23 protein-coding genes are annotated in these 24,970 nt (G+C 29.5%); 10 read left to right on the forward strand and 13 right to left on the reverse strand.

Translation table 11 applies throughout. The features are described from left to right. The first annotated feature begins 53 nt into the window (after nt 1-53). A complete protein-coding gene (locus tag ACZ5QM_RS00890) occupies nt 54-344 on the forward strand; it encodes a DciA family protein (protein WP_464183000.1) in 291 nt (96 codons plus the stop codon). Here the strand turns inward: ACZ5QM_RS00890 and ACZ5QM_RS00895 are convergent. The 4 genes from ACZ5QM_RS00895 to ACZ5QM_RS00910 all read right to left on the reverse strand — a co-directional run bounded on the left by ACZ5QM_RS00895 (nt 341) and on the right by ACZ5QM_RS00910 (nt 3,947). Further along, nucleotides 341-2,578, reverse strand: a complete 2,238-nt coding sequence (locus tag ACZ5QM_RS00895) for a RelA/SpoT family protein (protein WP_464183002.1) — start codon at nt 2,576-2,578, stop codon at nt 341-343. The genes ACZ5QM_RS00890 and ACZ5QM_RS00895 overlap by 4 nt on opposite strands. Before the next feature lie 433 nt (nt 2,579-3,011). Then, complete coding sequence (locus tag ACZ5QM_RS00900; protein ID WP_464183003.1) at nt 3,012-3,254, reverse strand: S41 family peptidase; 243 nt, start codon at nt 3,252-3,254, stop codon at nt 3,012-3,014. Nucleotides 3,255-3,256: 2 nt separating this feature from the next. Next, nucleotides 3,257-3,508 carry a hypothetical protein gene (locus ACZ5QM_RS00905; RefSeq protein WP_464183005.1) on the reverse strand — a complete coding sequence of 84 codons (252 nt, stop codon included), beginning with the start codon at nt 3,506-3,508 and terminating at the stop codon, nt 3,257-3,259. 250 nt (nt 3,509-3,758) lie between these two features. Continuing rightward, nucleotides 3,759-3,947 (reverse strand): hypothetical protein, encoded by a 189-nt coding sequence (locus ACZ5QM_RS00910; RefSeq protein ID WP_464183006.1) that lies wholly within the window; start codon nt 3,945-3,947, stop codon nt 3,759-3,761. Between the two features lie 196 nt (nt 3,948-4,143). Here ACZ5QM_RS00910 and rpsU point away from each other — a divergent pair, with 196 nt between their 5' ends. The 6 genes from rpsU (at nt 4,144) to rpiB (ending at nt 9,653) form a co-directional block, all read left to right on the forward strand. After that, on the forward strand, nt 4,144-4,335 hold the full coding sequence (rpsU, locus tag ACZ5QM_RS00915) for a 30S ribosomal protein S21 (RefSeq protein ID WP_464183008.1): 192 nt from the start codon (nt 4,144-4,146) through the stop codon (nt 4,333-4,335). Between the two features lie 554 nt (nt 4,336-4,889). Further along, nucleotides 4,890-5,645, forward strand: coding sequence for an ABC transporter ATP-binding protein (locus ACZ5QM_RS00920; protein WP_464183009.1), 756 nt, complete (start codon nt 4,890-4,892; stop codon nt 5,643-5,645). A 33-nt stretch (nt 5,646-5,678) separates the two neighbouring features. After that, nucleotides 5,679-5,852, forward strand: coding sequence for a hypothetical protein (locus ACZ5QM_RS00925; protein WP_464183011.1), 174 nt, complete (start codon nt 5,679-5,681; stop codon nt 5,850-5,852). Nucleotides 5,853-6,507: 655 nt separating this feature from the next. Next, nucleotides 6,508-6,696, forward strand: coding sequence for a hypothetical protein (locus ACZ5QM_RS00930; RefSeq protein ID WP_464183013.1), 189 nt, complete (start codon nt 6,508-6,510; stop codon nt 6,694-6,696). Between the two features lie 486 nt (nt 6,697-7,182). Continuing rightward, on the forward strand, nt 7,183-9,207 hold the full coding sequence (locus tag ACZ5QM_RS00935) for a transketolase family protein (RefSeq protein ID WP_464183015.1): 2,025 nt from the start codon (nt 7,183-7,185) through the stop codon (nt 9,205-9,207). Nucleotides 9,208-9,209: 2 nt separating this feature from the next. Next, nucleotides 9,210-9,653, forward strand: coding sequence for a ribose 5-phosphate isomerase B (gene rpiB, locus ACZ5QM_RS00940; protein WP_464183016.1), 444 nt, complete (start codon nt 9,210-9,212; stop codon nt 9,651-9,653). A 248-nt stretch (nt 9,654-9,901) separates the two neighbouring features. On the opposite strand, the gene ACZ5QM_RS00945 is transcribed toward rpiB, so the two are convergent. From ACZ5QM_RS00945 to ACZ5QM_RS00965, 5 genes are all read right to left on the reverse strand, one after another. Continuing rightward, nucleotides 9,902-10,585, reverse strand: coding sequence for a zinc metallopeptidase (locus tag ACZ5QM_RS00945; RefSeq protein WP_464183017.1), 684 nt, complete (start codon nt 10,583-10,585; stop codon nt 9,902-9,904). Nucleotides 10,586-10,717: 132 nt separating this feature from the next. Then, on the reverse strand, nt 10,718-11,986 hold the full coding sequence (locus ACZ5QM_RS00950; protein WP_464203024.1) for an adenylosuccinate synthase: 1,269 nt from the start codon (nt 11,984-11,986) through the stop codon (nt 10,718-10,720). 77 nt (nt 11,987-12,063) lie between these two features. After that, nucleotides 12,064-12,648 (reverse strand): nicotinate (nicotinamide) nucleotide adenylyltransferase, encoded by a 585-nt coding sequence (gene nadD / locus ACZ5QM_RS00955; RefSeq protein WP_464183020.1) that lies wholly within the window; start codon nt 12,646-12,648, stop codon nt 12,064-12,066. Further along, nucleotides 12,645-13,244 carry a guanylate kinase gene (gmk, locus tag ACZ5QM_RS00960; RefSeq protein WP_464183021.1) on the reverse strand — a complete coding sequence of 200 codons (600 nt, stop codon included), beginning with the start codon at nt 13,242-13,244 and terminating at the stop codon, nt 12,645-12,647. Before gmk ends, nadD begins: the two co-directional genes overlap by 4 nt. A 25-nt stretch (nt 13,245-13,269) precedes the next feature. Next, complete coding sequence (locus ACZ5QM_RS00965; protein WP_464183023.1) at nt 13,270-14,142, reverse strand: YicC/YloC family endoribonuclease; 873 nt, start codon at nt 14,140-14,142, stop codon at nt 13,270-13,272. Nucleotides 14,143-14,394: 252 nt separating this feature from the next. Between ACZ5QM_RS00965 and ACZ5QM_RS00970 the strand changes: the two genes are divergently transcribed. Both ACZ5QM_RS00970 and serC read left to right on the forward strand, forming a co-directional pair. Then, on the forward strand, nt 14,395-14,940 hold the full coding sequence (locus ACZ5QM_RS00970) for an RsmD family RNA methyltransferase (RefSeq protein WP_464183024.1): 546 nt from the start codon (nt 14,395-14,397) through the stop codon (nt 14,938-14,940). Between the two features lie 532 nt (nt 14,941-15,472). Further along, nucleotides 15,473-16,540, forward strand: coding sequence for a 3-phosphoserine/phosphohydroxythreonine transaminase (serC, locus tag ACZ5QM_RS00975; protein WP_464183025.1), 1,068 nt, complete (start codon nt 15,473-15,475; stop codon nt 16,538-16,540). A 717-nt stretch (nt 16,541-17,257) separates the two neighbouring features. Here serC and ACZ5QM_RS00980 read toward each other — a convergent pair. Beyond that, a complete protein-coding gene (locus ACZ5QM_RS00980) occupies nt 17,258-17,749 on the reverse strand; it encodes a metallophosphoesterase family protein (RefSeq protein ID WP_464183026.1) in 492 nt (163 codons plus the stop codon). A gap of 124 nt (nt 17,750-17,873) precedes the next feature. Between ACZ5QM_RS00980 and ACZ5QM_RS00985 the strand changes: the two genes are divergently transcribed. Further along, nucleotides 17,874-21,164, forward strand: a complete 3,291-nt coding sequence (locus ACZ5QM_RS00985) for a protein O-mannosyl-transferase family (RefSeq protein WP_464183308.1) — start codon at nt 17,874-17,876, stop codon at nt 21,162-21,164. A 646-nt stretch (nt 21,165-21,810) separates the two neighbouring features. Here ACZ5QM_RS00985 and ACZ5QM_RS00990 read toward each other — a convergent pair. From ACZ5QM_RS00990 to ACZ5QM_RS01000, 3 genes are all read right to left on the reverse strand, one after another. Next, a complete protein-coding gene (locus ACZ5QM_RS00990) occupies nt 21,811-22,113 on the reverse strand; it encodes a (2Fe-2S) ferredoxin domain-containing protein (RefSeq protein WP_464183027.1) in 303 nt (100 codons plus the stop codon). Nucleotides 22,114-22,257: 144 nt separating this feature from the next. Then, entirely contained in the window at nt 22,258-23,538 is a 1,281-nt protein-coding gene (locus ACZ5QM_RS00995) for a radical SAM protein (protein ID WP_464183029.1), read from the reverse strand. Nucleotides 23,539-23,551: 13 nt separating this feature from the next. Continuing rightward, on the reverse strand, nt 23,552-24,964 hold the full coding sequence (locus tag ACZ5QM_RS01000; protein ID WP_464183031.1) for a nitrogenase component 1: 1,413 nt from the start codon (nt 24,962-24,964) through the stop codon (nt 23,552-23,554). Nucleotides 24,965-24,970 lie beyond the last annotated feature (6 nt).

The raw sequence follows: 24,970 nt of genomic DNA on the forward strand, positions 1-24,970 counted from the left end.
GTTCTCTTTGATAATTTGAATATTTATATATTTTTATGTAAAAAATGTACTCTATGCAACAAACAAATCCCCAATTAATAAAAAAAGTACTAAATTTTTTTTTGAAAACTAATCTCCAATTTACAACTAAATTAGCCGAAGCCCGTTTAGTAAACTATTGGAATAGTATGAATCCCATTATTAGTTACTACACATGTAATGTATTTATCAAAAATCGTGTTCTTTATGTCAAAATAAATTCATCAGTATTAAAAAATGAACTAATAATGCAACAAGAAAAAAAAGTTATAGAGCTTAATAAAATAGCAGAAACAAACATTATTGATCGTATCGTTTTTACTTAATTATCAATACGATCAACATTTTCCATTCCTTTTATTTTTTGTAATTTGGTAGAGAGTATATGAATATCATCTACATTATGAATAAAAACTTCAATTTTTCCCAAAAAAATACCATTTTTAGCAGTAAAAGATATTTTATTTATATTTATAGCTAAATTATGGGTAATAACTTGTATAACGTCGCTCAATACTCCTACTCTATCAATACCTTTTAACTCAACTGTAGCAGGAAAGGAAGAAATTTTGTGCCCTGCCCAATTACAAGAAATAATACGGTTGCCAAAACGTGCTTTGAATACTAATATGTCTTGACATAACCTTTTATGTATCTCCAATCGTCCTTCATCATTAATAAAACCGATAACTTCATCTCCAGGTATAGGATTACAACAAGACTTCATAATAAAGTTTTGCTGAAACTCCTCTTCATTTAATATATAAGTTTTTTTTGTGTCTATATTCTGTAAAACATTTACAAATGGCTTGTTTGCTTCTTGTAAAGGTAACATCATATTAAAAGCTTGTTTTACATAATGAAAAAAAAAATTATTAGTCTTATTTTTCAATATTGAATGTGGATTTTCTGGTAATTTTATTTGTTTTTCTGCTAAAGAACAATACAGAAGTTCCTTTTTTGAATATCCATAAAAAGAGCAAAATTTATCCAAAACTTGAATAGTAATCTTAATATTAAGAGTTTCAAAATAATTAATTAATAATTTTTCTCCTGCCTGAATCTGCAATTTTCTTTGCTTTTTTATAGAAGATTCTATTTTTGTTTTGGCAGTAGCTGTTATAATAAAATTGAACCATTCTTTTTTAGGCTGTTGTGAATCGGATGTTAATATTTCAACTTGGTCACCACTAAGTAATTTATAGCTGATAGGTACTAATTTATGATTAACTTTAGCTCCAATACAATGATGACCTATATCTGAATGTATTTCATAGGCAAAATCTAAAGTTGTAGCTCCCTGTGGAAGGGTTTTTATTTCTCCTTTTGGTGTAAAAACAAATATTTCATCATTATAAAGATTTAATTTTATCGTATCTAAAAAATCCATAGCATTTGGAGTCGGAGACTGTAAAATTATCTGTATTTTTTCCAACCAAAGGTCTAATTCATTTTGTTTAGAAACATCAGTATCACTTCTTTGTTCTTTATATTTCCAATGAGCTGCAACCCCCCTTTCTGCTATTTCATCCATTTGAAAACTACGAATTTGTACCTCCATCCACTGTCCTCCAGGCCCCATTACTGTTAAGTGAAGCGACTGATAACCATTAGCTTTTGGATGACTAAGCCAATCACGAAGTCTATCAGGGCGTAATTGATAAAAATCAGTTATTATAGAATAAATATCCCAACATTGTTTTTTTACCCTTTGATCAGGTTTTGGTTCAAAAATAATTCTAACAGCAAAAATATCGTATATATCACTGAAATCTAATTTTTTGACTTGCATTTTATTCCAAATGGAATAAACCGACTTTGTTCTCTCTTGTATCTTATAATAATATCCTAATTGTGTAAGTGCTTTTTTCAACGGAGCTGCAAATTGTTCATATATCCTCTCTCGACTTTTAGAAGTAGATATCAATTGTTGTTTTATTTGTTTGTATTCTTCTGGATACTCATGTTGAAAACTCAAATCTTCTAATTCAGTTTTAATCGAAAACAAACCAAGGCGATGTGACATAGGGGCATACAAATACAAAGTTTCTCCTGCAATTTTATATTGTTTAGCAAGTGGAAGTGAACTTAAGGTTCTCATATTGTGAAGTCTATCAGCAATTTTCACGAGAACCACTCGAATATCACTCGACATGGTCAATAATAACCTTCGCATATTTTCTGCTTGTACAGAAATTTTATTAGAAAAATCCCCTCCAGAAATTTTAGTTAATCCTTCTACTATTTGAGCAATTTTTTCCCCAAAAAAAAAATTCACATCTTCCACAGTATAATCTGTATCTTCCACGACATCATGTAATAAAGCAGCAGAAATAGAAGTAGAACCTAATTCTAACTCTTTACTTACAATTAAAGCAACAGCTAATGGATGCAAAATATAAGGTTCTCCTGAATATCTCTTAACACCTTCATGAGCTTCACTGGCAAATTTAAAAGCTCTATGTATAATATTAAACTTTTTACGATGTACTGAATGTGCGTAATTATGTAATAAAGTTTCGTATGCTTTTTTTATTCTTTCATCTTCTATTTTATTCATAATTCAATTTTTCAAAACCTAAATAATTTGCTAATATTCAATTATATTTTCCTCAGTATCATCACTACATATTTATAATTACGTTTACATGAAAATTATGATAATCTTGAAATTATAAAACAACAACTTATCAAATCATTACTGTACTAAATTATTCAATTTTTCTCACAAACTTTTGCTATCTCTTATAAAAATTACATTATCAAAAACAATATATCCTCTAACAATAAGTAGTTACAATTTCTTATTCTTTACAAGAATATAAATTTGCATAGAGATTTTATTATTCTTAATTTTAAATCTATAGGGACAATATATTTTTTAATAAAAGTCTGGTCAATAAACGAAGCAAAATTTTATATATAGCAGTAGTTCAGTTAAAAAAAAGATAATTAATAATTATTCTAATTAGTGATAACTATTGAACATATTACTACATACCAAGTACTCTATCATTACTTTGAAGCGAACCAGCAATAATTTCACTTGCTGAAGCTGACATTTTGTCAATCAAAATTATAATTTGTCTTTTTTGTAAAATTCCATTTCCATTAAAAACAGAAATCCTACGATGGAACGATTTCCCTTCAATATAAACAATCACTTTATTTACTGGTAAAAATTCATTAACAATATTAATTGCTGAATCATAAGTAGCTCCTTTATCTATTCTCAAATCTATAATAACGATTTGCAACCAAATGATAATAAATCAGTTAAAGTATTCATAAATTCATTATAGGTAGAATGGGTGAATTTGTCAAATATTTTAATAAACCCAATTTCTTTTTCAATTTCATAAGCAGAGTTAACCTTATTTGACAAATTATTTTTCCTTTTAATCCAAAATTTTATAATTCGTTTAGAAAAATTTCGAAGAATATTCAATTTTAAGAAGGTACCAATTCCCACCTCGTAAAATCTTTTCAATTTTTTCTTCTGTAATACTATGAACAACAAAAACAGAATCATTTACATTGACACTTCTATCACCAGAAAATAATCCATCTTGCAAAGATGGACTATTTGGTATAGTGTTTACAATTACAACAGTGTCCTTATAAAGAAGCTAATCTATTCCAATTCCACTAAAACATCCTTCCATATCTTCTTAAACTGTTTTAATTCTTTGTTAGAAATATAAATAGAATAAGGAGCAAGTTTATTTATACTTTCAGTACTATTTCTCATACAAATAGGGATCAGCATGTTCTTTACTAATAACATCTAAAACAACATTAATTTTATTATACGGAGTTAATAATAATTTCCAATCGGATTTTCCAGAAATAACAATTTTTATCTTTATATAAGTTTCTACTTTCCATCTAACAATTAAAAATTTTCTACCAATAATTTTTCGGTGCAAAGGTAATGTTTATTTGATTTTCACTATTTATGAATCATAAAATTATTCACATGCTCATATAACTTATTACGAATAATGAAAATAGATATAATCCATAAATATTCGTTGTAAAACTTTTACACATTAAAAACTTTACACTATATTTATTAAGTGAGAAAGTTATTTTCAATAAACTCAAATTAATATTTCAGGGATTATGATTATTATTTCATTAAAAGAAGGCGAAAATATTGAAAAAGCATTGAAAAAGTTTAAAAGAAAATTTGAAAAAACCGGTGTCACAAAAGAACTTAGAAGAAGACAAGCTTTTGTTAAACCTTCTATTGTAAAAAGGAAACAAAAGATTCATGCGATTTATGCACAAAAATTTCACCAATCAGAAAACTAAATTTTTCTCAAAAAGAACGAAAGATAATTCAATAAAATAAGTAATTTTTTTAAAAAAGTATTCAAAGAAAAGGATTCTGTTCACAAAATAGTAGAACAACTCTTCAGATCATTCTAACTATACCGATATAATAAAACAAACTGAATTGTTTATTTTAAGAAGGGTTGAGAATAATAGTTAACTCCATATCGCAAAAAAGAAACCAGTATACACAATAGTATATATATATCTACATCCATCGTATAGAAATACGGAATGTTATACTTACGGAATCCATCAATTGATGAATATTTCCTTAGTTATGTAAGAATTGTGTGATAAATATCAACTACTTCATATTACTATGATTATTTAACAATCAAAAAAAAGTTCGTTTAACAGCGAAAACAAAAAAATCTTACCTCGAAATTAGGAAAAATCTCCTACATTTTAATAAATATAGTACTTTGTTAAAAATCCCCAAATATCTGACTATAGTAAAACTACTGAACTTATTTAAAGATAGTCAACAAAATTTTTCAATAAACTTGTTTTAATCGATTTTCAAACAATTTATGGAAGACTTCACAATCAATATCCAAAATTTATCTATAGGTTATAAAGGGAAAAAATGTAATGAAATACTAACTCATTCTCTTAATGCAATTATTTGTCCTGGACAACTTATTTGTCTTATTGGTAAAAATGGCATTGGTAAATCCACTTTACTACGAACTCTTTCTGGTCTTCAGTCTCCTTTATATGGTAAAATAATTATTGGAAGAAAAAATTTATCTTCCTATCCCAGGAAAGAGTTATCTAAAATAATCGGTATAGTATTGACGGAAAAGATAAATATATGTAACATGTCCGTATATGAATTAGTAAGTCTTGGAAGAAGTCCATACACTAGATTTTTAGGAAGATTAAATAAAAAAGATAAGGTAGTTATAGAAAAAGCTTTACAGTTAGTACACATTTCTAATCTTAGAAACAAATCAATACAAACTTTAAGCGATGGAGAAAGACAAAAAACTATGATTGCTAAAACATTAGCACAGCAAACATCTATCATTTTTTTAGATGAACCAACAGCTTTTCTTGATTTTTCAAGTAAAATGGAAATTATGCAATTACTTCGTACAATTAGTAAAACACAATATAAAATAGTCTTTCTTTCCACTCATGACATAGATCTAGCGTTACAATTTTCTGATAGAATTTGGTTGATGAAAAAAGAAAAAGGGGTTATAGTTGGTTCCCCAAAAGAACTATCAAAAAACGGAAGTATGGAGAGTTTCCTCTATTGCAACAACTGTAGTTTTCAATAAAGAACTTATACTTAACAAAACGAAAATCAGATAATGATTCATTATTTTAATCCATGGTATGAAACATCCATTTTTTTTGCATCTAAATATTACAAACCAAAAATCAATATGATCAAGATGCAACAGCAATTATCTTATTTACCCTTTTGGTACGCCAATTCTAATGATTTTGCACTTGTAGAGACATTAGACAAACCATTTTATTGACACTTTACGATTTTTTCCACCCTACCGTTCAACCTATTCTCGTAAGCTATTTCTCAGGAAAGCAATTTGATTTATTTAACCAAAGCGTCGATTTTTGGGGTATATCTCCTTCAGCAATTTATCACTTTGAACTACTAAATAGTATTTATAAACTTAAATTAGAATTCCTTGTTGGACAGATAAATTACGGATTCTAGGAAGTCGTTTAACAGCATACAATGTTCTTATTTATCTTATTAAAACAATACCCAATATTTCTTCCAACCTCCTTCCTAATTTTTTTATCAACACGGAAGAAATAAAAAGATTTATAAAAAAATCAAGAAAAATTATTACTCAAATCTTCTTATTCATCTTTGAGAGTTTGGTTCCAAACTGATAAAATACCTTTTTCTGAAAAACAAATTATTGATGGAATATTAAAAAAACAAGGATACATATCATTAGAAAAAGTTTTGAATAAAAAACTAGACTTTTCTATGCATTTCATAATAAATTCTTTGCATTCAATACACTTCATTGGGTATTCAATTTTTTTATACTAAATAGTAAGGGAGTTTATAAAAGTAGCTTTTTAGCAAAAAAAAAAGATTTAGAACAAAAAATTATATTTTTCATTACAAATGAATTACTCTATAGAGTAAAAAGCAAACTAATGCAAGTGTTGCAAAAAACATATATTCCTCATTATGAAGGAAATATTAGTGTAGATATGTTAATATATCAATATAAAAATAATTATTATCTCCATCCTTGCGTAGAGATAAACATGCGTAAAAGTATGGGATATCTTTTTATCCATTTACAACACATTTTTTCTCCGAAAACAAAAGGATTTTTTTAATATAAACTATCATCGATCATCAAATAGTGCATGGCAAATACACCACGAATGGAAAAGACATTATCCCTTAATCATAGAAAATGGGAGAATTTTATCTGGATATCTATCGATATGTCCTATAACTAGGGAAACCCACTATCACGCTTATTTGAAAGTAGAGTTATATAAACGGAATTTCATAAAAATCAGAAAAATCGGAGTGTACTACTCTTACATACAACATGTATCATAGTAGCAAAACATATACTAAACTTCATCAACAAAATTTTATATAAACTAAAAAATTGAATTTTATTTTAGTTTTCATATAATATAAAAGTCGAAAATTAATTTTTTATTGATTTATAAAACTCTTGTAATTGTAATGAAACAAATTGCGATTATCAAAATCAAATATTGTTTTGATAATTTATGCCCATATAATTTCATTTTCATATATTTGTATTTTAAAGATTAACCACCGAAATAATAAATATAAAAAAGGCAATGAAAAATTTACAATTTATAAATCGTGCAGCTGACAATATTCGTATACTAGCAGCTGCTATGGTAGAAAAAGCTCATTCTGGACATCCAGGTGGATCTATGGGAGGAGCTGACTTTATCAATATACTCTACAGTGAATTTTTAGTTTTTGATCCTAATAACCCAAGTTGGTATGGTAGAGATCGTTTTTTCTTAGACCCAGGGCATATGTCTCCCATGTTGTATTCTGTTCTCACTCTATCAGGTTATTTTTCATTAAATGAACTAAAACTATTCCGTCAATGGAATAGTCCTACTCCTGGACATCCTGAATTAAATGTATTTCGTGGCATAGAAAACACTTCTGGCCCTTTAGGACAAGGACACACCTATGCCGTGGGTGCTGCTATCGCCTCTAAATTTCTTCAATCCAAAACTAATCATATTCTCCCACAAAAAATATATACTTATATATCAGATGGAGGAATTCAAGAAGAAATATCACAAGGAGCTGGTCGTATAGCGGGTCATTTGGGATTAAACAATTTGATCATGTTTTATGATTCCAATGGTATTCAATTATCTACTTGTGTAAATAATGTAACAAGCGAAAATACTGCAGACAAATATCGTTCATGGGGTTGGAATGTAGTTGAAATTAATGGGAACAATGCAGAAGAAATTCGAAAAGCCTTACAAGATGCACAAAAAGAATATAAACATCCTACTCTTATTATTGGAAAGACAATTATTGGAAAAGGTGCGGTAAAAGATGATAACAGCTCTTTTGAGGGAACTTGTGCAACGCATGGAATGCCTTTGAGTGAATGTGGCGCAAATTTTAAGGCGACTATTCAAAATTTAGGCGGAAATCCTGAAGAACCTTTTCAAATTTTTCCAGAAGTAAAAGAATTGTATTTTAGGAGAAAAGAAGAACTTCTAAATATTGTAAATCAACGAATTACAGAAGAAAATGAATGGGCAAAAATAAATCCAGAAAAAGCAACCAAACTACATACGTGGCTACAGGAAAAATCACCTAAAATAAATTGGGAAGTTATTAAACAGAAATCGGGTCAAGCTACTCGTACAGCTTCTTCTACAGTTTTGAAATTCTTAGCAGAACAAGTTGAAAACATGATTGTTTCTTCAGCTGACTTGTCTAATTCTGACAAGACAGATGGCTTTTTGAAACAAACCAGAGCTATTACTCGTGATGATTTTTCTGGTGCTTTCCTACAAGTTGGTGTGGCTGAATTAACAATGGCTTGCTTGAGTATTGGTATGGCACTTTACGGAGGAGTCATTTCAGCTTGTGGAACATTTTTTGTTTTTTCTGACTATATGAAACCTGCTGTGCGCATGGCAGCATTGATGGAACTTCCTGTCAAATTTATTTGGACACATGATGCTTTTCGTGTAGGAGAAGATGGCCCTACCCATGAACCTGTAGAACAAGAGGCTCAAATTCGGTTAATGGAAAAATTAAAAAATCATAAAGGATTTAATTCTATGTTAGTGCTTCGTCCTGCAGATGTTTACGAAACAACTATAGCATGGAAATTGGCTATAGAAAATGCTGTTACTCCTACAGGGTTGATTCTTTCTCGCCAAAATATAACCGATTTACCTTCCAAAACAAGTCGTAATAAAGAGGCATTACAATTAGAAAAAGGGGGATATATAATAGAATGCGATGGAAATGTTGATATTATTTTATTAGCTTCAGGTTCAGAAGTATCTACCTTAGTAGAAGGTGCAGAACTATTGAGAAAAGATGGTATTAAAGTAAGAATTGTTTCTATCCCTTCAGAAGGATTATTTAGAAACCAAACAAAAGAATACCAGGATTCAATAATTCTTCCTGGAAAGAAAATTTTCGGATTAACTGCTGGGTTACCAATTAATCTTTTAGGATTAGTTGGTAATCAAGGGAAAGTATGGGGATTAGAATCATTTGGGTTTTCTGCTCCTTACAAAGTTCTCGACGAAAAGCTCGGGTTTACAGGAAAAAACGTTTACAAGCAAGTAAAACAAATGCTATAAGAATGGGAACTCTAATCGTTGGGCTTGCATCTGACCATGCTGGGTTTAACTTAAAAGAATTTATACAAATCTTTTTAAACGATCAAAATGTGTACTGTATCAATTACGGAACGTATACTATCGATAGTGTAGATTACCCGGTCTATGGTCATAAATTGGCAGAAGCAATAGAAGAGGAAGAAGTATCAATTGGAATAGGAATTTGTGGTTCTGGTAACGGCATAAATATGACACTAAATAAACACCAGAAAATACGCTCTGCTTTATGTTGGAATGAAGAAATAGCTCATTTGGCACGAAAACATAATAATGCGAATGTATTAGTGTTACCTGCTCGTTATCTTTCGAAAGAAAACGTAAAAAAAATAATAGATATTTTCCTATGTACACCTTTTGAAGGTGGGAGGCATCAAAAACGAATTGAAGCTATTTCTATTAAAATGTAGAAAATTTACATAAAGAGAGAGCTTCTTCTATTTTTAATAATTTTCTCATCAAAAGCAATGAATAATTAAGACACCCCCTTGTTCCACCTTTACAGAGGATTTTTTGTATTTCTAATAATTATATGAACCTTTCTATTGTAACTCTCTTCTACCAATAATAAATATTCTATATACCTCTACCTGAAACTTATCGAAGGAAACATTAGTAATCTGTAATGTAAACAACCACCAACCATATATAATTTGGTCTAATCCCTTCTATTCATGTAAATCGTCACATAATAAAGTAGTGTTACTAACGAACCTAAAGCTGCAACCACATAAGTGTATGCAGCCGCTTTTAATGCTTCTTCTGCATCATTACTATTTTGTGAAGTAATAATCCCTGACCGATTAAGCCAAGTAAGAGCTCGCATACTTGCATTTATTTCTACTGGTAAGGTGATAAAGCTAAAAAGGGTAATTATTGCAAATAAACCAATACCAATCAATAAAACAAATGTCCCTATTTTTGAATCAATTCCAATTAACAAAAAACCTGCGAGTATAATCCATTGTACCCATTTGGAGGAAAAGTTTACTGCAGGTACTAACGCTGAACGTATATTAAGAGGAACATAGGCAGTCGCATGTTGTATAGCATGTCCTGTTTCATGAGCTGCTACAGCTGCTGAAAATATATTATTCTCTGTGTAAATAGATTTACTCAATTTTATAGTCTTATTATTCGGATTATAATTGTCTGTGAGAATTCCATCTGAAACAATCACTCGTACATCATAAATCCCATTGTCATACAACATTTTTTCTGCTACATTTTTGCCTGTTATTCCATTTTTCAAAATGACTTTAGAAAGTTTTTTTGCTTTCTTTTTTAAATTGTTTGATACAAACCAGCCTACTATTGCAATTATAATTAGAATAAAATACATTGTTTTATTGTTTTATTGTTTTATTGTTTTATTGTTTTATTGTTTTATTGTTTTATTGTTCTATTGTTCTATTGTTCTATTGTTCTATTGTTCTATTGTTCTATTGTTCTATTGTTCTATTGTTCTATTGTTCTATTGTTCTATTGTTCTAACTATCGTCTGTTCTCTATCCGGACCTATGGAAATAATCTTAATATTTACTTCCAGATATTTTTCTAAAAATAATAGATAATCTCTAAATGCTTTTGGGAATTCGCTTTCTAATTTCATTTTTGTCGTATCAATTTTCCAACCAGCTAATTCCGCATATACTGGCTTTACTGAGTCATTAATTTCAAATGGAAAATCTTCTGTTTTTTGACCATTTATTGCATAAGCAACACATACTTTAATAGTATCAAAAGTATCTAAAACATCGCTTTTCGTCATGATTAACTGAGTAACTCCATTTATCATAATAGCATAACGAAGTGCAACCAAATCTATCCATCCACATCTTCTTGGTCTCCCAGTTACTGAACCATATTCACCACCAATATCACGGAGTTTTTGTCCAATTTTATTCGACAATTCCGTAGGAAAAGGTCCGCTTCCTACACGAGTACAATAAGCCTTAAAAAGGCCAAATACATCGCCTATTTTAGTTGGAGCTACCCCTAATCCAGTACATGCACCTGCACACACTGTATTAGAAGACGTGACAAAAGGGTATGATCCAAAATCAATATCCAGCATGGTTCCCTGAGCTCCTTCAGCTAGTATGGTTTTTCCTCCTTTCAAAGCCTTATTAATAAAATTATCACTATCTATTCTCTTGAATTGTTTGATAATCTCAATACCTTTTTTCCATTCATTTTCTAAAGATGATAAATCATACTGAAAATTCATTTGATGCAATAATTCTTCATGCCGAGAAATTGCATATTTATATTTTTCTTCAAAATTATAATCTATATCACCAATTCTCAATCCATTTCGACTAATTTTATCAGTATAAGCCGGACCAATCCCTTTCCCTGTGGTTCCAATTTTACCGATTCCTTTTTGTACTTCATAAGCCATATCTAATAAACGGTGAGTAGGAAGAATTAAATGTGCTTTTCGAGATATATATACCTTATCAGTTAAATATCTACAAGAAGATGCTAATACTTCTACTTCTTCCTTAAAAAGGATAGGATCTAACACCATACCATTACCAATTATATTCACTTTTTTTTGAAAAACACCAGATGGAATAGAACAAAGAACATATCTTTTTCCTGCAAATAGTAGAGTATGTCCTGCATTTGGTCCTCCTTGAAAACGAGCTACAATGTCATAATTTGGAGTAAGTACATCTACCACTTTACCCTTTCCTTCATCTCCCCATTGCAATCCCAATAAAACACTTATTTTCATTGTATTTTAAGCTATATAGAAACTGTAAATAAGTAAAATCTCTATTCAAATAAGTTTTTCTATTCTATCTCATGCTTTTAAACAAATTTGGATGAAATAAATCCAAATTTGACTATCTCCTTGTATACACCTTCTGGCATATAAAAGCGAATATCTTTCCCCTCAATAATAGATTCCCGAATAAAAGTAGATGAAATTTCTATTCTAGGAGCATCTTTACAAAGATACACATTTGGATGATTAGAATAAATAGGCTGACAGTCGTTACGAGGATAGATGAAAATTTTAAATTCTTCCAAAATTATAAGATAATCTTTCCAATAATGAAAGGTAACCCAATTGTCCGAGCCAATAATCAGTTCAAAAGTGTTTTGGGGATAATTCATTCTCAATTTATATAAAGTATCAATAGTATAAAATGGTCGAAGCATACTCCACTCAACAGTACAAATTTCAAATTTGTTGTAATCTTGAATAGATTTTTGTAACAATCTCAAACGTAAATTTTGATTCATTAATCTGTTCTTATTTTTCAAAGGACTCTGAGGAGTAATTAAAAACCAAATTCTATCGTACCCTTCATATTCAGCAAGATAATTAGCAATTGCTAAATGTCCAATATGTATTGGATTAAAAGAACCTGCAAAAAGTCCTATTCTCATTTATTAGTCATGAATTTACTTATAATTTGCATAAACTTCCTTTTAGTCTTTTCTAAATCATCATTTAAAATAATTATATCATACTTTGGAGCCAGACTAATTTCGTAAATTGCTCTAGATAGTCTATGCTTTATAACTTCAGGTGAATCTGTCCCTCGTTTTTCTAATCGTCTCTGTAACTCTTTAATAGAAGGAGGCATAAGAAAAATTAATAATGCATTATTTCCATATATCTTCTTGATATTTATGCCTCCAGTAATATCTAAATTCAAAAGAATATTTTTTCCTTCTTGTAATTTAGCTTCCATTTCTGATTTTAATGTACCATAAAAACGACCAGGATATACTTCTTCATACTCAAGAAATAATTTTTTTTTTATATTTTTTTCAAATTCTTCCATTGTAAGAAAATAATATTCTTCTCCATTTTTTTCTCCTTTACGTGCAGGACGACTCGTAACTGATATAGAAAGTTCTAGCGATAATTGTTCTCTTAATAAAAAATTAACAATAGTAGTTTTTCCTGAACCAGATGGGGCGGAAATGACAATCAATTTACTATTTATTTTTTTTGAACTACATATTAATTGACACATACCAACAGAATAATAAATTAATCATTTATAAAACATTCGGTATTTGTTCCTTTATTTGTTCTAGTTCATCTTTCATTTGAACAACAATTTTTTGCATTTCAGTATGATTAGATTTAGCACCTAATGTATTAATTTCTCGTCCAATTTCTTGCACAATAAATCCTAATTTACGCCCTTGACTTTTTTCTTTTTCTATTGTTTCCAAAAAATATTTTATATGATTTTTCAATCTTTCTTTCTCTTCCATTATGTCTAATCGTTCAATATAATATATTATTTCTTGTTCGAAACGATTTTTATCGTAAGATAAAAATCCAATTTGTTTAATCGATTCAGAAAGTTTTGTTCTAATTTTTCTTACACGATCCGAATCATATTTATCAATTTCCTTCAAAAAATTACTAATTGATTTGATTTTACTTCTGAAAATGCCTGTCAACATCATCCCTTCTTGTCTACGAAATTCAATGAATGCTTTTAACGCTTCATGTACAGCCTGTTTTATAGTTTCCCATTCAGTCTCATCTGATTTTATGAATTTTGCTTCAATCGTCCCTGGAAGAGAAAGAATTACAGAAAGACAATCTATAGGAAGAGGAATATTCAAATTTTCTGCCATTTCTTTAAATTGATATAAATAACTCTCAACAGCATTTTTATTTATTTGAGAAGAAATTTTCATGTCAGTATATTCTATATAAATAGAAAAATCAACTTTTCCTCTTCCAACAGTTTGAAATAGTAAATTGCGAATTTCTATTTCTTTTTCACGCAAAAAAATAGGTATACGAACATTTAAATCTAGCTGCTTACTATTAAGCGATTTGATTTCTATACTGATCTTCTTATAAGGAAGATCCACTATTGCCCTCCCAAAGCCGGTCATTGATTGAAGCATTTTATATAAGTTTTTCTACAAAAATAACTCTTAAATCTCGTTAAAGAAAACTAAAACTATCTAGATTAGAATCTATTAAATTTATACATAACTGGTATATTCATACAAAAACTTTAAATTATCACTGATCTTACAAAAACAAAACAACCGCAAAATTAAATATTTCATTATCTTCATTTTAATAAATAAAGATAATGAAACGTTCAATTTGATTCATTCTTTCAAAGTAATTATTAGATAACTCATACATTAATGCGCATTATATCAGGGATATACAGAGGTCGTCGTTTTGAAATTCCAAAGTCATTCAAATTACGACCTACAACTGATTTTGCAAAAGAGAATATCTTCAATTTTCTTTTCAATCATATTAATTTCGAAAACACTCTAGCTCTTGATTTGTTTGCTGGAACAGGAAGTATTAGTTTCGAATTACTATCTCGCGGCTGTAAAATAGTAACGTGTGTGGAAAAAGAAATAACTCATTGTTCCTTCATAAAAGGAATACAATTAAAACTGAAAGAAACCCGATTACAAATAATCCAAAGAGACGTTTTCCAATTCATAAAATTTTGTTCTAATACTTTTGATTTTATATTTGCCGATCCTCCATACACTTTAAAACAATTGTCTTCAATTCCTACCTTAGTGCTTTCCTCATCTTTAATGAAAAAAAATAGCATCTTAGTTTTAGAACATTCAAGAAAATATGATTTTTCCAAATCTCTTCATTTTAAACAACAAAGAATTTATGGTTCAGTCAATTTTAGCATTTTCCGCAAATCACTATCTTCTTGAAAATTGTATGATTTTATTTTCGTAATTTGAATTTTCTTTCAATTCAATAAAAATATAATTTTTTACTTTTACTTCCATTAACAGTGTTTAGAAAAACAACATAGTAAAATACTTATAGAAGTTTATGAGTCTAAAATTTCAGTAACTATCAATAATTTTAGAATTAATTTATGATGAAGATGTTGATTTTAACAAAAATGTAACTATCAGTATGATTTGCAACATCTTATCTGACTAGCTGATTTATTTTGATAAATGTGAAAATAAAAATAGAGTCCATCATAGATGTAATTTTTTTAAAAAATCATCTATAAATCTAAATGGGATCAAAAAGTAAAGAAGCAAAATTTAGAACTAGGATTTATTTAAAAGTAAATAAATTAAGTAAAAATGTCACTTTATCAAGTAATATTTTTATTTCCTGGACAACTTAAATACAGAAGAGTACTTTATCTAAAAAAACAAATATGGTTCAATAAAAAATTATATCTTTGGTAATTTCTATAATTACAAGTAATATCCTAAAAAAATTATGAAAAAGTATAATTTTAATCCGGGACCTTCTGTCCTCCCACAGGAGACTGTAGATAATACAGTAAAAGCAATTATGAATTTTTCTAATACAGGCTTATCATTAATGGAAATTAGCCATCGTAGTAGAGATTTTCAATCTGTTATGGATAAAACAATATCTCTATTCAAGGAACTATTAAACATTCCAAGGAGTTATTCTGTTTTGTTTTTAGGAGGAGGAGCAAGTTTACAATTTTGTATGGTTCCATATAATTTATTGAAAACTAAAGCAGCTTATCTCAATTCTGGAGCATGGGCAAGTAAAGCTATTAAAGAAGCTCAATTGTTTGGAGAGATTATTGAAGTTGCATCCTCTAAGGATGCTAATTTTTCCTATATTCCTAAAAAATATGTTATCCCTGCTGACGCTGATTACTTTCATATCACGACTAATAATACTATTTTTGGAACAGAAATACATTATGACATTAAATCTCCTATACCATTGGTGGCTGATATGTCATCCGATATTTTTTCTCGTCCAATAAATGTACAACAATACGGTCTTATTTATGGAGGTGCTCAAAAAAACTTGGCTCCTGCAGGCGTTACCTTTGTAATTATAAAAGATAGTCTTTTAGGGAAGGTAGATCGTCCAATCCCATCTATGTTAGATTACCGTATACATATTAAAAATGGATCCATGTTTAATACTCCGCCTGTTATTTCTATTTATGCTATCTTACAAACCCTAAATTGGTTAAAATCTCTAGGAGGAGTAGAAGAAATATACAAGAAAAATAAGGAAAAAGCGGCTCTCTTATACTTGGAAGTGGATCGTAATCGTTTGTTTAGAGGTACAGCTTCAATAGAAGATCGTTCGTTGATGAATGTGTGTTTCGTTATGAACGATGAATACAAAGATTTAGAAAATACTTTTCAAGAGTTTACCACTTCTAGAGGTCTGATTGGCATTAAGGGTCACCGTTCAGTGGGTGGGTTCCGTGCCTCTATTTATAATGCACTACCCATAGAAGCAATAAAGGCACTTATTGCTTCTATGCAAGAATTTGAAAAAACATATTAATACAGATAATTAAGTATTACAAAAAAATTGGCCTCAATTGATGTTATCTATTTTTGTGTAAAAGGCAATAGTGATAACTGAATAATCTTAATCTATGCTTACAAACAGTACAAATATCAATTATAAAACTAATTCATAAAAATAATTAATATGGTATTTAGAAAAAATGTTAGAATCTCCTCCACTTTAGAAAAACCTGATATGCATCATGATTTCCAAAATCAACTGAATAATTCATCCAACAGTTTTTATACTAATGTATAAATGGTTCTATCATCTGATGAGATTTAATTAGTTGATTTTAACAATCATAAAAAGTTATACTCTTAACATCATTGAGTGGTCTGACAATGGGATCTCTTATCCTCAACAATAAAAGAGTCGATAGCTACTTAGCTTTTAGCTCTCTATTTGATACAACAAAGCAATAATTAATATAATTTTTTGGTAATATTTAGAAGCATTCATGTACTCCACTCTTAAATATTTTTTCTCAGTATTTATATAATACACATTAAATCGTTCGAATATACACTGACTCTTCTACTTGCATTTTTATAATATTGCTCATAGCACTTTCTAGTATCCTCGTACAATTATATAAAAAACTTCAAGCACTATTCATAGATAATTTTTCTATGAAAATTTTGATAAATACAAATATGCAGATACATTATTTTTTAAACTCATAAAAATTTCTAGAAATAAATTATTTTATTATTGTAATTCTACAATTTCCATATTTTTGATATCCGATCCATCAATAACAAACCGTAGTAACGTACGCACTTGATGAAATCCGAACCTTCCAGAAGCTCCTGGATTTACACATAACATTTGTAAATATTTATCATACATAATTTTTAAAATATGAGAATGTCCACAAACAAAAAGTTTAGGTGAATTGTTATAAAATTCATTATGAAATTTATAATTATATTTTCCAGGATAACCACCAATATGAGTCAATAAAACATTAACTTCCTCTAACCTAAAACGAAGTATTTTTTGACAAATAGATCGCAAAGGGTACCCATCTACATTTCCATAGACTACTCTTACTATTGAGAATAATTGTTGTAATCGATTTAATACTTCTTCACTACCAATATCTCCAGCATGCCATACTTCATCACAATCGGAAAAATAGAAAGCAAATTTATCATCCCAATATGCATGAGTATCAGAAAGCAATCCTATTCTCTTCATAACAGTTTTCTTTCCTAATAAAGGTAAATAAAAATAAAATACAGAAGTCTAATTTTTTATATTTTTGTCCTATGAACTGTTTTTGTATCTATAATAAATCCGATAGACATTTAATAAAATGGAAATAAAAGAATATAAACTTGCAAACAATATTTTAGGATGGATAATATTTACCATTGCAGCAACAGTCTATTTAATGACTATTGAACCAACAGCTAGCTTTTGGGATTGTAGTGAATTTATCTCATCGGCATATAAATTAGAAGTAGGACACCCTCCTGGAGCGCCTATTTTTATGTTATTGGGTAATCTTGTTTCTCATCTTGCTCCAAATCCCTCACAAGTAGCACTAGTCCTAAATGCTCTTTCTGCTATCCTTAGTGCTTTAACTATTTTATTTCTATTTTGGACTATTACACATTTTGTTAGAAAAATTATTTTAAATAATTTTTCTAACAAAATTAATTTTTCTCAATTAATTACTATTTTAGGATCAGGTGTAACAGGGGCTTTAATTTATGCTTTTTCTGATACATTTTGGTTCTCAGCTGTAGAAGGAGAAGTATATGCTTTTTCTTCCTTTATGACCGCAATTGTTTTTTGGTTAATTTTGAAGTGGGAATACATTTCCGAAGAACCTCATTCCAATCGATTATTAATATTAATTGCCTATTTAATAGGAATATCCATTGCCATTCATCTATTGAATTTACTTTGTATCCCAGCTATTGTATTAGTCTATTATTTCCGTAAAAAATCTAATCCTACATGGAAAGGAACAGTTATTTCTTTAATAATTTCTTTCAGTATCATAGCTTCTATTCTTTATGGATTAATTCAAGGCTCTATGAAAATATGTGGATGGTTTGAACTCTTATTTGTTAACATATTTCAATTTCCTTACAACTCTGGTATTCTCTTTTATTCGCTCTTTATACTTGGGGTTTTGTCATGGGCTATTTGGAGAACTACATGTAATTCTCCAAATTTTCAAAAAACAAAAATTGCTTTCATTATAGCTACTACTCTAGTAGGTATACCATTCATTGGTAACGGAATAGGATTGAGTATCTTTATCATAATCGTCTTAAGCTCTTACTTGTTTTTATCCAAAAATATAGATCTAGTCACGCTAAATACTATATTGATTAGCTTTGGAGTTATTATTATAGGTTATTCTTCTTATGCACTCATTGTTATTCGATCTATATCCAATACTCCTATGAATCAAAATTCACCAAAGGATATATTTACATTGAAAGCCTATTTATCTCGTGAGCAATATGGAGAAACTCCTTTATTCTATGGACAAACATTTGCATCCGAAATAAAATATGAAAATAGAGAAAATATGCTCGAAGCTATTACAAAAGATGAAGGAACTATTTGGTCACAAATCCCTAAAAAAGATTCTTCTGAAAAAGATAGATATTATGAATTAGGGAGAAAAAAACATTATGTCTACAACATAAACACATTATTCCCTCGAATGTATAGTTCATTGCCACAACATATACAAGGATATAAAAAATGGTCAAATTTTAAAGGAACTCGTGTTAGAGTGATTTCTCCCCAAGGAATCAAATGCGTTATTACCCCTACATTTGGAGAAAATCTAAAATTCTTTCTACGTTATCAAATAAATTTTATGTATTGGCGTTATTTTTTATGGAATTTTTCCGGAAGACAAAACGATATTCAAGGAAACGGTGAAATTTCTAATGGAAACTGGATAACAGGCATTAATTTTCTTGACAAATTTCGAGTAGGGTCACAAGATGATATGCCCGATAGTATTTCTAAGAATAAAGGGCATAATAAATTTTACATGTTACCTCTCATGCTTGGGATAATAGGTATTCTCTTCCAAATTCATTCCGGTAAAAAAGGAATAGAACAGTTTTGGATTACTTTTTCTCTCTTCTTTATGACTGGTTTGGCTATAGCTATTTATCTCAATCAACCTCCATTCCAACCACGCGAAAGAGACTATATTTATTCCGGATCATTCTATGCCTTTTGTATCTGGACGGGTCTTGGTTCAGCTGGAATAATTAGAAGATTAAAATACCTTAAACTTCCTAATACTATAACAATAATATTAGGAACTATTCTTTGCCTGTTAATTCCTATACAAATGGTTTTTCAAACATGGGATGATCATGATAGATCAGGAAGATTTATTGTTAGGGATTTCGCAATGAATTATCTATCCACTTGTGAACCAAATGCTATTATTTTTACTAATGGAGACAATGATACTTTCCCCCTATGGTACATACAAGAAGTAGAAGGATTTCGTAATGATGTTCGCGTATGTAATTTGAGTTATCTACAAACTGACTGGTACATTGATCAAATGAAACGACAAGTATACGAATCTAGAGCACTTCCAATTGAATGGAAAAAATATGAATATATACAAGGAAAACACGATTTTGCTTATATCTTCGATGAATGCAAAGAACCAATGCAGGTAACAGAAGTATTAAATCGTATTAAATCAGAAAATATAAAGGATAAGTACCTTTTAGGATATAACTTTGAAATAGATAACATTCCAACTTACAAAATAACCATTCCTATTGATTCAATAGCAGCAATTAAATCAGGATTAGTAAAACCTGAAAATGCAACATGGATACCTCCTTATCTTCTTTTAGATCTAGGCTCTAAAAGAAATAAGAATGAAGAACTAGCTTTCAATGAAAAAAAATACTTAACAAAAGATGAAATGATGATATTAGAAATATTGAAAAACAACAAAAATTGGTCACGTCCTGTTTATTATGCTATAACTGTAGATTATGATAAATATTTACGACTTTTCCCATATTTCCGTTGTGATGGCATAGCTTATCGAATTGTCCCGTTTGAGGCTGCTCAATATCAACCCATTGATACTGACGTAATGTATGATAACGTAATGAACAAATATCATTGGGGAAATTTAGAACAACCAGGCCTTTATCTAGACGAAAATGCCATACGAATGATAAAAACTTTTCGCATGATATTTGGACAATTAGCCATGAAATTAGTAGAAAAAAATGATTTTGAAAGAGCAAAAAAAGTATTGGATAAATGCCTGAAAGTGATACCATTCTACAATGTTCCTTATGATTACCTTTCCACTGCTCCTCTTGCAAATGCTTATCATCAAATCGGAAATATAAAAAAAGCAAATGAATTATATATACAATTAGCAGAAACATTATTAAAGGATTTGAAATGGTATAATCGTTTAAACGATTATCAATATACATCTCTCTTAGAGGACATAGGAAAAAATATTATTTTCCTACACCATATTGTATATTTTTTTTCAGAAAACAATCTAAAAATGAAAAAACGATATCTTTCAGATCTTTTTAAGATAACAGAACGTTATCAAAAAACAACAGAAAATAAATAAAATATTATTGATAGTATAAATTTCTGAATTTACCTTAGCATTTTGTATACCTTCTCGAAGATATAGTATCAATTACTTTTTAAACTTTATAAACAACAAAGTTAGCATTAGTACTAAATACCCTGTAACATAAATATTATAAACTAATTAGATACTAGTTGGAAAAGCAAAATCGAAATTGATTTAATAAAATTTATAAGCTTGAATGCTATCGGTTCTATAAAATAATTTTCAGAAAATTTATTACAATAAAATTATATTTTTAACAAAAAAATTACAGTATTCTGCGATTCCAATCATCCTATAGCAAACGATTTAACAAGTAAGGTTATCAAAATGTTATTACTTGTAACTTAATTGTTCAAAGTAAGATAATATTCACCATCAAATCTTCCGTATAATATCATGGTGAGAGTAAAAAGGAATAATTCTCCCATTGAGAATATTCATAAAATAAAAGGGGGAAGCTTTTTAGTATATAATTCTCTACCTTTTAGTAATTGAATGTCTATAAAATCATCAAAAATAAAAAAACAAATAACTTCATCAGTATATTTAAAAGTAGACTGTCCTCGCACAACAGTGCTAATTTATGTTTTTAAACAGATAATAACATTTTAGTGAAAACTATACCCTTATCCTTTATTTATGTGATAAAATACTCCTCAACTGGCTTCTCTTCTTCTAAAGCATCAAGAATTTCATCCACCTTATCCTTAGTTACTCCACCATACCAATAATTATTTGGTTGAATTATTAAAATAGGACCTTGACTGCAAACATTCAAACAAGCAGTTGTAGTAACAACTGCATTTATACTACGATCGGCACATTCTTCAGTAATATATTGCAATAAAGAAATAGCACCCTGTTTATTACAAAAACCCTGCGAATCTCCTGTAACTCTATAAGAGTTACAAACTAAAATAGTGTAATCTGGTTTTTTCATAAAAAAGTTAATTGATATAATATTTACAACACATTTTTTTCAAAACAGAGTCTTTACAATTGAGATAACAGATAAAATCAGTCTTCAAAAACAACTAAATCCTAATGTTTGATATTAATTATACAGATTTTTTATCTGTATAATTTATCCACAACCATTTCCACTACCTCTGCAATCTTCTCCACATCTTGCATACTGACTACGGCAAATTGTTTTTATAGGAAGATTAGAATATATCGCATCTAGACCTGCATCAATAAGTCCACTCATCCGAACAATCCGAATACCTCTTCCCTGAATTACCTTCATAGGATTTTTTCCTATCCCTGCAACTAAAATAGCTTGGCAATCAATAAGAGTTTTATCCACTAGTTCTATCCATCTATTTATACCTTTACCCTTTGAAGGCATAGAACGCATTTCTATAAAATGATAACCATTTCGAGATTTTTCAAAAATATAAACTTTCCTTGCTTCTCCTAAATGTAAATTAACCAAAAGTCCTTCATTACTAGCAACAGCTACACGATGACGTTTTTCAATTCGCTCAATATTTTGATTGAACGTAGAAAATTGTCCGATAAGATCCATCATTTCTGCATTATCATGTCCTAATAATCCAGCAGCATCAGCTCGACAACGAGCACAGTGTGTCATTGGACGAATATATTGTGCAACAATTGATTTTATTCTCTTCATTTCTTCCTTTGAAGGAACAGGTAAAGAAGCAAATTCTGTATTCTCAATAGGATATATTGGGATACAATTCATTGTATCGGCACCTAGAGTAGCAACTTTTTTAGCAATTTCCTCTATTTCTTTATCATCATTATTAATACCAGGACAAATCACCGTATTGATTTTAACAATAATACCTTTTTCCTGTGCTTTTTGAAGACATTTTAATTGCTGTTCCAATAAGATATTTCCTCCTATCTCTCCTCTATAAACTCGTTTGTTGTACCTCACCCAACGGTATAGTTTAGCTAAAGTCTCAGACTTAACAGAATTAATAGTTATTGTAAGATGAGATAATCCTCTTTCTACTAATTCTTCTAAATATGGTAACAAATCCAATCCATTAGTTGAAAGACATATAATTTTCTCAGGAAATTCTTTTTTTACTAAACGTACTGTTTGCATTGTGATTTCAGGGCTTGCAAAAGGATCGCCCGGTCCAGCAATACCAATGACATTAATACTATGTAACTTTTCAAACAAAGTTTTAAGAAAACATACTGCTTGCTCTGGAGATAATAATGTACTACTTACACCTGGCCTACTTTCATTACAACAATCATAACGATGATTACAATAATTACAGTGAATATTGCATTTGGGAGCAACAGGTAAATGCACCCGTGCATACTTATCTTTGGAACCAATATTGAAACAGGGGTGACTGTTCATTTTTTCTATATTCATACTTTAGAATCTTTTACATATACTTATATCCTACAGAGGAACGACGTTGCTTATCCTCTAGTAAAGTATTTACAATTTGTTCAAACAGTAAAGTAGTCCCTTCATATGCTAATAATTTATTATGAGCGGCACCAATACGATCATGTATAGGGAACCCAATACGAATCAACGGAATACCCAATTTGTGAGCAATATAGTAACCTTTACTATTCCCAATCATTAAATCAGGTTGAATATTTGAATTGATAATGGTGTCCTCAATTTGCTCAAAAGTTATACCTTGCCCAACAATTGTTTCTTTAGAATACATATCGCCAAGTACATTCTTAAGGATATCTTCAAGTTTTCCACTTTCCCCACCCGTGGCACACAATAAAGGTTTAATACCAATTTCGGAAGTAAAAGCAGTCAAAGCAACAACCAAATCTTCTTCTCCATAAATAATAGCTCTCTTCCCAGACACATACTTATGCCCATCTATATATAGATCAACCAAACGCCCTCGTTGTTTTTCATACTTTACAGGAATAGATTTATTTGAAATGGATGATAATAATTGAAAAAACTTATCTGTTTCTCGAATACCTATCGGCAATCCTGTACGAAAAAGATTCACATCAAATTTTGTTTGAAGGTATTCACCTGCCGATTGAAAAAGAAAATTAGTTTTTATCCTTCCATTTCTACCTCCTGTATTCAGTATATACCCTAGTTCAATAGAACTAGAAGCCAATGAACTTCCTCTTAAAGCATTAACTAGAGTTCCTCCTTCAGGAACACGTTGATAAGTATCCCATGATGTTCCATCTAGTGTTTCCGAATAATCAGGAAAAATCATAGCATCAATATCAAAATCATTAACTATTTCCTTTAGATGTCGAATATCTTCTGGTGAAATAAAATTGCTAAATAAATTAATGTGATTTCCAAATTTTCCATCTTCATTTGCCAATGCTTTTACAACTGCATAAACCGCTTCATGAAACCCCTCATAATGCGTTCCTTGATAACTTGGAGTAGAAGCAAAAATCATTTCAGGTAGGTTTTTATCTGATCTATGCATACTTTTATATTCATAAATAAGACGACGTACATCTTCTCCGATAGTTTCACTTAAGCAAGTACTTGCTATAGCAATTATTTTTGGATGGTATTGGCTAATAATATTATCTATCCCTGTATTAAAATTTTTGTTTCCTCCAAAAATGGTTGTTTCTTCACTAAAATTAGAAGAAGCAATATCCACCGGTTCACGAAAATGACTAATCAAATAACGACGAATATAAGTAGCACAACCTTGTGAACCATGCAACATGGGTAATGAACCTTCTATTCCCCTAAAAACTACACATGCCCCCAATGGAGCACATTGCTTACAAGCATTGCAAGTTCCACTATTTTTTTCGTAAGAAAAGCTCTTTTGCATTGTTTC

It is taken from the genome of Azobacteroides sp. (SeqCode) (genome assembly GCF_055395615.1).

Bases quoted from the DNA above. Each gene is read 5' to 3' on its own strand.
- serC (WP_464183025.1), top strand. From the start codon at position 15,473: ATGAAAAAGTATAATTTTAATCCGGGACCTTCTGTCCTCCCACAGGAG.
- ACZ5QM_RS00920 (WP_464183009.1), top strand. From the start codon at position 4,890: ATGGAAGACTTCACAATCAATATCCAAAATTTATCTATAGGTTATAAA.
- ACZ5QM_RS00925 (WP_464183011.1), top strand. From the start codon at position 5,679: ATGATTCATTATTTTAATCCATGGTATGAAACATCCATTTTTTTTGCA.
- rpsU (WP_464183008.1), top strand. From the start codon at position 4,144: ATGATTATTATTTCATTAAAAGAAGGCGAAAATATTGAAAAAGCATTG.
- ACZ5QM_RS00950 (WP_464203024.1), bottom strand. From the start codon at position 11,986: ATGAAAATAAGTGTTTTATTGGGATTGCAATGGGGAGATGAAGGAAAG.
- nadD (WP_464183020.1), bottom strand. From the start codon at position 12,648: ATGAGAATAGGACTTTTTGCAGGTTCTTTTAATCCAATACATATTGGA.
- ACZ5QM_RS00945 (WP_464183017.1), bottom strand. From the start codon at position 10,585: ATGTATTTTATTCTAATTATAATTGCAATAGTAGGCTGGTTTGTATCA.
- ACZ5QM_RS00895 (WP_464183002.1), bottom strand. From the start codon at position 2,578: ATGAATAAAATAGAAGATGAAAGAATAAAAAAAGCATACGAAACTTTA.
- gmk (WP_464183021.1), bottom strand. From the start codon at position 13,244: ATGTGTCAATTAATATGTAGTTCAAAAAAAATAAATAGTAAATTGATT.
- ACZ5QM_RS00980 (WP_464183026.1), bottom strand. From the start codon at position 17,749: ATGAAGAGAATAGGATTGCTTTCTGATACTCATGCATATTGGGATGAT.
- ACZ5QM_RS00990 (WP_464183027.1), bottom strand. From the start codon at position 22,113: ATGAAAAAACCAGATTACACTATTTTAGTTTGTAACTCTTATAGAGTT.
- rpiB (WP_464183016.1), top strand. From the start codon at position 9,210: ATGGGAACTCTAATCGTTGGGCTTGCATCTGACCATGCTGGGTTTAAC.
- ACZ5QM_RS00890 (WP_464183000.1), top strand. From the start codon at position 54: ATGCAACAAACAAATCCCCAATTAATAAAAAAAGTACTAAATTTTTTT.
- ACZ5QM_RS00965 (WP_464183023.1), bottom strand. From the start codon at position 14,142: ATGCTTCAATCAATGACCGGCTTTGGGAGGGCAATAGTGGATCTTCCT.
- ACZ5QM_RS00970 (WP_464183024.1), top strand. From the start codon at position 14,395: ATGCGCATTATATCAGGGATATACAGAGGTCGTCGTTTTGAAATTCCA.
- ACZ5QM_RS01000 (WP_464183031.1), bottom strand. From the start codon at position 24,964: ATGCAAAAGAGCTTTTCTTACGAAAAAAATAGTGGAACTTGCAATGCT.
- ACZ5QM_RS00930 (WP_464183013.1), top strand. From the start codon at position 6,508: ATGCAAGTGTTGCAAAAAACATATATTCCTCATTATGAAGGAAATATT.
- ACZ5QM_RS00935 (WP_464183015.1), top strand. From the start codon at position 7,183: ATGAAAAATTTACAATTTATAAATCGTGCAGCTGACAATATTCGTATA.
- ACZ5QM_RS00995 (WP_464183029.1), bottom strand. From the start codon at position 23,538: ATGAATATAGAAAAAATGAACAGTCACCCCTGTTTCAATATTGGTTCC.